Below are 10,970 nucleotides of genomic sequence, written 5' to 3' on the forward strand. Positions count from 1 at the left end.
CGTGAAGCGGCACACCGAGCGCAAGCCGACGGCGTACGAGCACGCGTGGCGCGCTCTACCGGCGGACCGCCGAGATCAGTCCGCCGGGCCGCTCCTCGCCCTGCGGCGGGGTGCCGATCGGGCGGCCGTAGGCGGCGGCGCGTTCGCGCAGGGTGTGGCAGTCGGCCTCCCAGCCGTGCCCGGCCAGCCAGCCCACCGGGTCGTCGGGCATCTCCGAGACCCACATGGACGCCGCCGATCCCGGCACGGCCCCCGCGCCGAAACGCTCGATCACACCGCGCGAGCCCAACGTCAGCCCCATCCGGCTGCCGGGCGCCGACTGCGCGCCGATCCGGGTCAGCAGCAGCTCCACGGCGTCCTCGGGCAGGTAGATCAGCAGTCCTTCGGCGATCCACACGGTCGGCACCGCCGGGTCGTGTCCCGCGGCGGCCAGCGCGCCCGGCCAGTCCTCACTCAGATCCACCGCGACGGCGATCCGCTCGCAGCGCGCGACGGCCCGCTCCCGGCGCAGCACCGAAGCCTTGAAATCCAGGGGCGCGGCGGTGTCGACCTCGAACAGCCGGGTGCCCTCGGGCCAGTCCATCCGGAAGGCCCGGCTGTCCATGCCGGCGCCGAGCAGCACGACCTGCCGGACGCCGGACGCGGAGGCCTGCCTCAACAGGTCGTCGAGGAACTTCGTCCTGATGACGATGGAGAACGACACGGCCAGCCGGCGGCGGCGCGCGGCCTCGTCATCGGGCAGCGGCAGCGAGGAGGGCCACAGGCCGCCGGCGGCGGCGAAGGCCTGTGCCAGCGGGTCGCGGAACAGCGGGTTCTCCCGCTCGGTCTCCAGCGCCCGCACCCTGGCCACCCCCACCGCCGTGGCCCACACTCCCGACGGCTGCACCCACCCCTGCTCATCAGTCATCACGCCAGCCTAGACGCTCCGCTGGCAGTGCGGTCCGGCCGGTGGGGGCCGGTCGCGCCCACGCGGCGGAGCGGCATATCGAAGGAGCCCCGCGCCCCTTAAGGGGCGCGGGGCCGCACGGGACTTCGACATCGCCTGCCACACCCACCGACAGCTCGATTCTCGGCCAGTTCTCATCTCCCGGGTAAAGGGCCCTGCCTGAGAGGCTCATGGGGGACAATTTCAAGGTGAACACCCCGAGTGATACCGGGAGTTCATGTTGTAGCGGGGGAACTATGGCTTATCTGGTGGAATTGCCGGTCGCTGCGGCGGACGGTTTACCGGACGTGGTGAGAGTCGAGATCGTGGAGGTCGGGGAGGGCCTGGTCCAGGTTGCCAGGCCGGGTCGGATCGTGGCACGTGCCACCCGGTCACTGGGCGACATGCTGGCGGGGATCCGGCCGGTGGCGGAGCATTTCGTCGAGGGTTTCCGCAGTATGGCCCACGCGCCGGACGAGATCGCTGTCGAGTTCGGGGTGTCATTGTCCGCCGAGGCCGACGTGGTCATCTCCAGCACGGCGGCCGCGGCCAACTTCAAGGTCTCCCTCACCTGGCAACGACCGCCCACCGCCGACCCGGATCCCAACACCTCCGGTTCGCCCTCGGCCGGTGCGCTCTGATGCCGTTACCTCCGGGGGCAGTCGAGCGGACCGGGCCCAAAGCCCTGGACGCGGCCGTGCTGCGGATCTGCGACGCATGGGGCATCGCTGTGGGCCTGGGCTTCCTGGTCACCGCGGACCGCGCGCTGACCTGCGCGCACGTGGTCTCCGCCGCACTTGGCCTGCCCGAAAGCACCCCGCCGGACGCCTCCGCACGCCTCGTGGTGGATCTTCCGCTGCTGTCCGGCGCCGAGCGGGGCGGGCACAGAGCCGAGGCACATGTGGAGCACTGGGTTGCCGCACAGCCGTCGGGCACAGGAGATGTGGCCGTGCTGCGGCTGAGCACTCCACTGCCGGATTCCCAGCCTGTCCGGCTGGTCGAGGCCCAGGATGTGTGGGGACATCCGGTGCGGGCCTTCGGCTTCCCAGCCGGCCGCCCCGGCGGAGTGTGGCATTCCGGCGTACTGCGGGCCCGTCAGTCCAACGGGTGGGTGCAGGCCGACCTGGCCGCGCACGGCTACCGGATCTCCCGGGGCTTCAGCGGCGGCCCCGTATGGGACGAGAAGCTCGTCGGCGTGATCGGCATGGTGACGGTGGCCGAGGCCGGAGACCCCCCGGCGGGCTACCTGGTCCCCACCGACGGCCTGCTGAAAGCCTGGTCACCGCTGCGTGAACTGACCCTGCTCCCCTCGCCGTTCCGCAGCCTGATGCCGTTCCAGGAAGCGGACGAAGAGGTCTTCCACGGCCGGCGCGCCGAGACCGACGAGCTCGTCGGCATGCTCGCCCGCGAGCGCTGGACCACCCTCGTCGGCCCCTCCGGGTCTGGCAAGTCGTCGCTGGCCCTGGCCGGCGTCGTACCGCGGCTGCGAGCGGCCGGCACCTGCGCCGTCGTCGTGCGCCCGGCGTCCGGCCGCAGCCCGCTGTCCGCCCTGGCCGCCGCGCTGCTGCCCCTGCTGGAACCCGAACTGACCGCGACGCAGCAGCTGGAGCGCACTCCCGACCTGGCCGGTCTGCTGCACCGGCAAGGGCTGGCCGACGTCGTACCCCGGCTGCCGCACCGGCATGCCACCCGTCAACTGCTCATCGTGGTCGACCAGTTCGAGGAACTGCTCGCACTCGCCCCGACAGCCATCGACGAGCTGGCCGGCGTTCTGTTCCACGACTCCCTGCCGAGCGGCGTCCGGGTGCTCACCACGCTGCGGGCCGACTTCCTCGAGGCAGCGCTCGCCCATCCGGGCCTCGGGCCCCTGTGCGGCCGTCAGATCTACGCACTCGGGCCGATGAACGCCGGGCAACTGCGGGAGATCGTCACCGCCCCGGTCGACGTCATCCCCGGCGTGCACTACGAACCCCACCTGGTCGACCGCATCCTGGCCGACACCAGCAGCGAGCCGGGCGCCCTGGCACTGCTCGGCTTCACCCTCGACCTGCTCTGGCAGCACCAGACCGGCGGCCTGCTGACGCACCAGGCCTACGAGGAGCTCGGCGGCGTCTCCGGCGCCCTGGGAGCCTACGCCGACGAGGCATGGAAGGAATACGTCCTCCCGGAGGACGAGGCGACGGCACGACGGCTGTTCACCCAGCTCATTCGGGTGCCGATGGGGTCGGCGGCCGCCACCCGCCGTACCGTGCCACGCCCCGAGCTGGACACGGACCAGTGGCGGATCGCGCAGGAGCTCGCCCGCACCCGGCTGCTGGTCACCGACCTCAGCCCGGAAGGCCGCGAAACCGTGGAACTCGCCCACGAGGCCCTGATCACCGGGTGGGCCAGACTGCGGGAGTGGGCCGACAAGGACCGCTCGTTCCTGGTGTGGCGGGAGTCCCTGCGCCACGACATGGACCGCTGGGAGCACGGCAAGCGCGCCCCGGACCTGCTGCCGACCGCCATGGCCCTGGACGCCGCCCGGGACTGGCTGCGCGAGCGTGCCGCCGACCTCAGCGATGCCGAACGCGACTACGTGCAGCGGGGACGTGCCCACCGGAGCCGCCGGACCCGGCGCCGGCGTGGGGTCCTCGCCGTCATCTGCGTCCTCGCGCTGCTGGCCACCGCTTTCAGTGTGCTCGCGGTGCAACGTGGCGAGGACGCCGCTCATAAGACGGCGGTCGTCCAGTCGTCGCGGCTGGCCGCCGACGCGGAGGCGGCCAGGGCCACCGACCCCGGTCTCGCGGCCCAACTCGCGGTCGCCGCATACCGGTCGGCCCCGACCCAGGAGACCGCCACCGAGCTCTACGCCGCGGCGCGCATGCCGCTGGACAGCGTCGTGGGCGTCACCGGCAAGGGAGTCCTGCGGGTGGCGACGGAGCCGGACGGGCCCCTGGCCGCGGCCGTCGGCGTCGACGGGGCGTTGCGGATCTGGGACCTCGCCGACCGGACTGCCCCGGCGTCGAAGGCCACGCTCCACACGCGCCCGACAGGGATCGCCTTCGCGCCGCACAACAGGAAGCTATTGGCCGGCGGCTGTCCGGACCCGGGCTACTGCCTATGGGATCTGACGGCTCCCCGGCACCCCGTCGTCGCGGCGCGGTTGCCTCTGCCCGCTCAGAGGAATGAGCTCGACCAGGTCACTTCGATGGCCGTCAACGCGGACGGAACCCTGCTGGCCGCCGCGTCGGAACAGGGCTTCGCAGCGGTGTGGTCGATAGAGCAACCCACACACCCACGTCTCGTGGCCGAGCTCCACAACCCCACACAGCGGAGCTCGGGCGCCCTCGCCGCAGCCGCGTTCTCTCCGCATGGCAATGTGCTCGCCACCACCATCCTGGGCGGCAAGACGCAGTTGTGGAACCTCTCCAACCCTTCCGCGCCGACGAAGGCGGCCACGATGGACACCGGGTACTCCGCCGTGGCCTTCAGCCCCGACGGCAGCCTGCTCGCAGCCGTCGGGGATCTGGCCATCGGGCTCTGGGGCGTCAAGGCTCCCGCCAAACCCGAGGAATTCAAGGTATCCAGCAGCGCGGCAGCAGACCTTGACTTGATGGCCGTGGCCTTCAGCCCGGACAGTCGCCGGCTCGCGATGGGCGGCGTGCACTCGGGCGACACCAACAGCGAGTTCTGTCTGCTGGCCATGCCCCGCACCAGCCCGAATGACACGACAATGCCCAGCTGCACCAAGACCGGCTATACCACTCTGGCCCTCGCGTACGCGCACAGCGGCGCCCTGCTGAGCGGCGGCTCCGACGGAGTCGTGCGGTCGTGGAACCTACCTGTGCCGGAGGCCCACGCCGTGAGTGTGACGAGCTCCTCCGGCAAATGGGCGTTCAGCCCTGACGGGCACCTGATGGCGGCGACGGTCGAACACGACACCAGCGGCCCCTACAAGAGCCCGTCCCCCTCACCTCTCGGCATCTGGGATCTCTCCGCATCCGGCGGGCCCGTCCGCGTGGCCACGGTGACCTTGCCCGACTTGGTACAGCAGGTCGAGTTCCTCAGCCCAGCGGTCCTGCTGAGCGTCGCGCACGACGGAGCGGTGCAGCTGTGGAACCTGCGCGATCCCCGTCACCCTGCACAGGCGGCCTCCCTGGGCACCGCCGAATTCGTCCCCGGCCCTCCAATTTTCGGTGGCGAGTCCATCGCCGATACAGGCGTCGGCGCGACCGCTTCCGGCGACTTGGTCTCGCTCCAGGGCGCCGACCGCAAGATGCATCTGTGGCACATCGCCGCTTGCGGCAAGGCCACCGAGAGCGGCTCGGTCCCTCTCCCCGACCGGAAGGCCGGCCTCGGCGTCATCCTCGAAGGCGGTGACACGGCCATGGTCGTGACAGCAGCCGGAATCGACTGGTGGGACATCAGCGACCCAGCGCATCCGGTCCGCGGCGAGAGCACACGGCTCCCCGGAGCGAATACCGGCGACCTGGCCTGGGCCCACAACGTGGTGACTGTCGCGACCACCAAGCGAGACCATCCCAGCGGCGGCAAGACCCTTCGCCTGTTCGACGTCACCGCCGGCAAAGTGCGCTCGTCGGTCACCCTGCAAGGGCTCTACGGCGGACAGCTGAACATGAGCAACGACGGCCGCCGCCTGGTCGCCACCGGCACCGGCAACAACACCGTCGTCCTGTGGGACATCAGCGACCCGGCTCACCCGGGCACCCCCGCCACCGTACGCACACTCCAGGACACCCACGGCATCGCCATCAGCCCGGACAACCAGCACATGGCCATCTGGGACCCCACCTCGGCACAGCGCGGCGACGTCCAGCTGTGGGACATCGGCAACGCCGCAGCGCCGACGCTCACCGCGACCGTCACGCCTCCCACCCGAAATTCCGTCTACGCGGTCGGGTTCCCCCGGAACCATGCGCTCGCCATGGCGAGCGGATCCTCGGTCTTCTCTTTCGACACCAGCCCTTCCGAGGTCGCCGACCTGATCTGTTCGTACACAGGGAGTTCTGTCACTGCCGAGCAATGGAAGAAGTACGCACCAGGCACGCCGCACCGGAAACCGTGCCATGACGACGGCCGGCCGGCTCCGTACGCGGGCAAGCCCGATCCCGGCCAGGAAGTAGCGGCAGGCCTGCGGCGCTGACGCGTCGGCCCGTACGCCCCTGGCAGACAACACCGCACACCGCCCCCCCTTCGCACCATCCCCGGCCCCGTCGGTTCCACGTCGATCACACGTCAACCCCACGTCATTCGCGTCTTTGTACGGTTCTTGCACGCCGCCGGGAAAAGCCCGGAGGCCGCTGCCGGAGACGGTGGCGCATCGGATGCAAGGAGTCGTCATGACGAACTTCGACGAGCTGTTCGAGCTGGACATCATCGAGATCGCCGCCCCCGTCGAGGAGGAGCAGGCCGACGCCCAGGCCGCCACCGGCTCCTGGCCGTTCAACTGCAAGACCACCATCTGACGGTAGGTCCTGCTCAGCACCGCCAGGTCGAGGCGGCCCGGGTCCCACGGGCCGCCTCACTTGTTCCCCCGCACTTCTCTGGAGGCTCCCCGTGGCGGCACCCGCACCCCACCCGGGCGACGACACCCCCGGCCCGTCGACCTTCCGCTGCGCGGACACCCTGTTGTTCCGCGCGGCGATCCGGCCGCCCGAGCCGTCCGGCGCCCCCGACGAGCCCGGCGACGGCGAGGCGGAGCTGCGGGCCCACCTCCGCGCCGCCGCGGCCGACGGCCGACTGCGGGAGGCGGTCTCGCTGGCGAGCCCCTCCCTGAGCCGGACCCTCGACACGGTGCTCGCCGGAGAACCGGTCCGTGCCAAGCAACTACGCCGCGCTGCAAGGGCCTTGGCGCGCTACCGGCTGCGGATGTCCGGCCGGGCCACACCCTTCGGCACCATGGCGGGGGTCGCCGCGATCGGCTTCGCCGAAGATCCCGCGGCGGCCGAGGTGAGCTGGGGCGAGCACCACCGCAAGGCGGTACGGCCCGACATGGGCTGGCTGACCGAGGTGGTGGCGCGGCTGGAGCGGGAGCCGGCCGTGCTGCGGCCGCTGCGCGTGACCGCCAACGACCTGTGCTTCGTACGGGGCGGCCGGCTGGTCGTCCCCTACCTTCCGGCCCCCGGGGCGGGCACGCGCCCGGCCGCCCAGGAGGTGTCGGTGCGGGCCGGTGAGGTGGTGCTGCGCGTCACGCGGCGCGCCGCCCTGCCCGTACGGTTCGGGGAGCTGGTCGCCGAACTCCTCGCCGCGTACCCCGGGGTGCCGTCCGGCACCGTGGAACGGCTCCTGGTCGACCTCATCGGGTCGGAGGTGCTGCTGACGGAGCTGCGCCCTCCGCTCGACGGACCGGATCCGCTCGGCCACGTGCTGGACCGGCTGCCGCCGGACACCACGACCGATCCTCTGCCCGCACAGGTGGCGCGCATCGCCGATGAACTGTCGGTGATCCATAAGGAGTTGGCCGCATACGCGGAAGCCCCCCTGGGTCTCGGTATTGAGGCACGGGGTGCCGCGAGCAGCCGGATGGCCGCCCTGCACGCTTCGGACCACCTCCTCCAGGCCGATCTGGGGCTCGACGTGGAGGTACGGCTGCCCGCCGCCGTGCGCGCCGAGGCGGAGCGGGCCGCCGAGGCCCTGTGGCGGCTGACCGCGGCCCGGCCGGGGCCGGACCGTCTGCGCCAGTACCACCTGGACTTCCTGGAGCGGTACGGAGCCGGGCGCGCCGTACCGCTGAAGGAGGTCCTCGACCCGGACACCGGCCTCGGCGGCCCGGCCGGGTACCGGCTTCCCGCCACCGCGCGGACCCCGCGCACCGAGCCGGCGGACCTCCGCGGGCGGGAACAGGACCGCCTCCTGACCGAGCTCGCCCAGGAGGCGACCCTCAACGGCGAGCGGGAGGTCGTTCTGGACGACGCGCTGCTGGATCGGCTCGCCGCCGAAGGCGGGGACGCGCCGATGCCGCCGCCGTCCTTCGAGATCCTGGCGCAGCTGCTCGCCGACACCCCCGAGGCGCTGGCCGGCGGTGACTTCCGGCTGGTCGTCACCGGTGGGGCCCGTACGGCCGGAGCGCACGCGGGGCGATTCGGGTTCGTGCTGGGCCCTGTGGACGACCATGTCACCAAGCTGGTGCGGGAGGTGCCCGTGACGCCGGGTGCCGTCGCCGCGCAGCTGAGGTTCCCGCCGCCGCGCGGTGCGACCACCAACGTGGCGTTGGTGCCGCGCCGCCTGGAACACACCATCACGCTCGGCGCGTTCGCCGACCGCACCGACGGAACGGACCTCGGTGTGTCAGACCTGGCCGTCGTCGCCGATGTGCACCGGCTCGCCGTGGTCGCGCCCCGGCTCGGCAAGGAGGTCGTACCGGTGGTCCCCAGCATGCTCGCGACGGCGTGGCACGCGCCGAACGCGGCCCGCTTCCTGCACGAGGTGACCGAGAACGGCCTGCCCGCCTGGCCGCGCTGGCGCTGGGGGGCCGCCGACACCCTGCCGTATCTGCCCAGGGTCCGGCGCGGGCGCACCGTACTCGCCCTGGCCCGCTGGCGGCCGACCGACCCGGCGCTCCAGGACCGGGCCACCGCGCCCGGCGACTGGGAGCGGCTCTTCGACGCCTGGCGGTCGCGCTGGCGGGTGCCCGACCGGGTGGAGAGCGTCAGCGGCGACAACCGCATCGCCCTCGACCTGCGGCGCCCCTTCCACCGCGCGCTGCTGCGGGACGAGTGGCTGCGCCGCCCGGGCGGCGTCCTCCAGGAGCTGTCGGCGAACTGCGGCCCCGGCTTCGGCTGGCTGGCCGAAAGCTCCGGTCGGCCCGGCCGGGTCAACGAGATCGCCTTCCCGCTGATCCGGTCGGCCCCGACGTCCGACGGCTCGCCCGTGCCGCCCGGCTCGGTCCGGCCTGTGCCCGTCCCCGAGCCTCGGCGCGCCCGCGTGGCCCATCTCCCGGGCTCGCAGTGGCTGTACGCCAAGGTGTACTGCTCCGCCGAGCGCCAGGACGAGATCCTCGCCCAGCGGCTGCCGCACCTGTTGGAAGGGCTGGACGGCGAGGCCGACCGTTGGTTCTACCTCCGCTACCGCGACCCGGACCCCCATCTGAGGCTGCGCTTCCACGGCGATCCCGCCGTCCTCACCGGATCCCTGCTCCCCCGGCTGAGCTCCTGGTCCGACCGGCTCGCCGCCGAGGGGCTCGGGGGCAGGCTGGTGCTCGACACCTTCGAGCCCGAACTCGAACGCTACGGAGGGCCGGCCGCGGCGGCCGCCGCCGAACGCGCCTTCCACGCCGACAGCATCGCCTGCCTGGAACAGACCGCCCTGCTCGACCGGCGTGAACTCGACCTGGACAGAACCGTGCTGACCGCACTCGGCCACGTCGACATGGCCTGCCGGGTCGCCGGCACCGCCGAGGGCGTCCAGCACCTGCTCGACCGACCCGTGGTCGCGGGGGCCGCCGAGCCCTCACGCGCCGCCAAGGACCAGGCACGGGAGCTGATCGACCCGCTCGGCGACTGGCAGCGGCTGCGTTCCCTGCCCGGCGGCCCGGCGCTGCTCGCCTGCTGGGAACGCCGCGCCCCCGCCCTGGCCGCGTACGGAACGCTCCTGCGGGAACTCGGCGCCGGCACGGTCCCGTTGGATTCCCTCCTGCACATGCATCACAACCGGCTCACCGGCATCGACCGCCCCGCCGAGGAGCGCTCCTTCGCCCTGGCCGCCGTGGCGCTGCGCAGCCGCCAGGGCCGCGTGCGGGCGGCCCGGTGATGGGAAGCGCTCTGCGCGAGCGGGCCGCCGGCGTCGTCGCGACCGTCGCACGGCGGCTCACCGCCCCCGCGGCCCACCCGGCCCGGGAGGCGTCCGCCTTCCGCGCCGCGAGCCTCAGCGACGGCGCGCCGGGCATCGCGCTGCTCCATGCCGAGCTCGCGCACACCGATCCGGCGCACCGGTCCCTTGCTCACGAGTGGCTCCGGCGTGGCGCCGCGCTCGCCGCGCAGGCGACGGCCCCCGGGCCGCAGGGGTTGTACGGGCCGCTGGCCGCGCTGTCGTTCGCCGCGCACCGGACGGCGGAGGACCCGCGCGCGTCGAGCACGGCCCGCGCCCGTCTAGGGGGCCAGGTGGCCGCGATGGCGGGCACCCGGGCCCAGCGCGAGGAACGACGCCTCGGCGAACGCCTCGGGTGCACCACCTTCACCGCGTACGACGTGATCAGCGGGCAGGCCGGGCTCGGCGCCCACCTGCTGGAACTCGGCGTCCCGGCCGAAGCCGCCGTCACACGGCTGGTGCGGGCGCTGTCGGCGCTCGCCCGGCCGGTGCGCGCGGACGGCCGGCCGCTGCCCGGCTGGTGGGTCGCGCTCGACGCGGGCGCGTACCGGCCGGTGCCCCCGGCGCGGGGGCATGCCAACCTGGGCATGGCCCACGGCGTCCCCGGCCCCCTCGCCCTGCTGGCCCTCGCCTGGCGGCAGGGGGTGCGTGTGCCGGGACAGCGGGCCGCGATCACCGCCTTCGCCGACTGGCTCCTCGCGCAGCGGCGTACGGACGCCACGGGCCCCTGGTGGCCCGGCCAGCTGACCCTGGACCCGGCACCGGAACGGCCCGGACGGCCCTCCTGGTGCTACGGCACCCCAGGCATCGCCCGCGCACTCCACCTGGCGGGCCTCGCCCTGGATGTCCCCCGCTGGCAGGAGGCCGCCGTCGGCGCGCTGCGTGCCGCGCTGGCCCGCGCCGGAACGGAGGAAGCGGAACCCGCGGCCGAGGCGGGCCTCTGCCACGGAGTGGCCGGGCTGCTCCAGATCACCTGGCGCATGGCCCACGACAGCGGCGATACGGAACTCGCGGAGCACCTCCCGCTCCTGGCCACCCGGCTGCTGGACCTCGTCGACGAGGACGAGCCCTTCGGCTTCACCGCCGCCCCGGGTGAACGCCCGCCCGAGGAGCACCCGGGCGGCTTCCTCACCGGCGCGGCCGGTGCCGCGCTCGCCCTGCACACCTTCGCCACGGACTCCGCGCCCGCCACGCACTGGGATCGCGCGCTCCTGCTGGCCTGAGCGGGCCGGGGCTC

6 protein-coding genes are annotated in these 10,970 nt (G+C 73.2%); 5 read left to right on the forward strand and 1 reads right to left on the reverse strand.

What is annotated here, in order from left to right:
* Positions 1 to 55: 55 nt before the first annotated feature.
* Positions 56 to 907, reverse strand: coding sequence for a class I SAM-dependent methyltransferase (locus tag ACFY1P_RS04260; RefSeq protein ID WP_361521004.1), 852 nt, complete (start codon positions 905 to 907; stop codon positions 56 to 58).
* Positions 908 to 1,182: 275 nt separating this feature from the next.
* On the opposite strand from ACFY1P_RS04260, the gene ACFY1P_RS04265 reads away from it, so the two are divergent.
* From ACFY1P_RS04265 to ACFY1P_RS04285, 5 genes are all read left to right on the forward strand, one after another.
* Positions 1,183 to 1,566 (forward strand): CU044_2847 family protein, encoded by a 384-nt coding sequence (locus ACFY1P_RS04265; RefSeq protein ID WP_390749637.1) that lies wholly within the window; start codon positions 1,183 to 1,185, stop codon positions 1,564 to 1,566.
* Complete coding sequence (locus tag ACFY1P_RS04270; RefSeq protein ID WP_390749638.1) at positions 1,566 to 6,071, forward strand: trypsin-like peptidase domain-containing protein; 4,506 nt, start codon at positions 1,566 to 1,568, stop codon at positions 6,069 to 6,071. Before ACFY1P_RS04265 ends, ACFY1P_RS04270 begins: the two co-directional genes overlap by 1 nt.
* 196 nt (positions 6,072 to 6,267) lie before the next feature.
* The gene (locus ACFY1P_RS04275) at positions 6,268 to 6,393 is read left to right on the forward strand and encodes a hypothetical protein (protein ID WP_361521011.1); all 126 of its coding nucleotides are present in this window, start codon (positions 6,268 to 6,270) and stop codon (positions 6,391 to 6,393) included.
* Positions 6,394 to 6,484: 91 nt separating this feature from the next.
* Positions 6,485 to 9,676 carry a lantibiotic dehydratase gene (locus ACFY1P_RS04280; protein ID WP_390749639.1) on the forward strand — a complete coding sequence of 1,064 codons (3,192 nt, stop codon included), beginning with the start codon at positions 6,485 to 6,487 and terminating at the stop codon, positions 9,674 to 9,676.
* The gene (locus ACFY1P_RS04285; protein ID WP_390749640.1) at positions 9,676 to 10,956 is read left to right on the forward strand and encodes a lanthionine synthetase C family protein; all 1,281 of its coding nucleotides are present in this window, start codon (positions 9,676 to 9,678) and stop codon (positions 10,954 to 10,956) included. Before ACFY1P_RS04280 ends, ACFY1P_RS04285 begins: the two co-directional genes overlap by 1 nt.
* The last annotated feature ends 14 nt before the right edge of the window (positions 10,957 to 10,970 follow it).

The sequence above is a fragment of the Streptomyces sp. NPDC001407 genome (assembly GCF_042895325.1).
In the GTDB taxonomy this organism is placed as follows: Bacteria; Actinomycetota; Actinomycetes; order Streptomycetales; family Streptomycetaceae; genus Streptomyces.

What these genes read in the sequence shown, in the direction of transcription:
- ACFY1P_RS04265 (WP_390749637.1), top strand. Translation starts at nt 1,183, where the DNA reads ATGGCTTATCTGGTGGAATTGCCGGTCGCTGCGGCGGACGGTTTACCG.
- ACFY1P_RS04275 (WP_361521011.1), top strand. Translation starts at nt 6,268, where the DNA reads ATGACGAACTTCGACGAGCTGTTCGAGCTGGACATCATCGAGATCGCC.
- ACFY1P_RS04285 (WP_390749640.1), top strand. Translation starts at nt 9,676, where the DNA reads ATGGGAAGCGCTCTGCGCGAGCGGGCCGCCGGCGTCGTCGCGACCGTC.
- ACFY1P_RS04270 (WP_390749638.1), top strand. Translation starts at nt 1,566, where the DNA reads ATGCCGTTACCTCCGGGGGCAGTCGAGCGGACCGGGCCCAAAGCCCTG.
- ACFY1P_RS04260 (WP_361521004.1), bottom strand. Translation starts at nt 907, where the DNA reads ATGACTGATGAGCAGGGGTGGGTGCAGCCGTCGGGAGTGTGGGCCACG.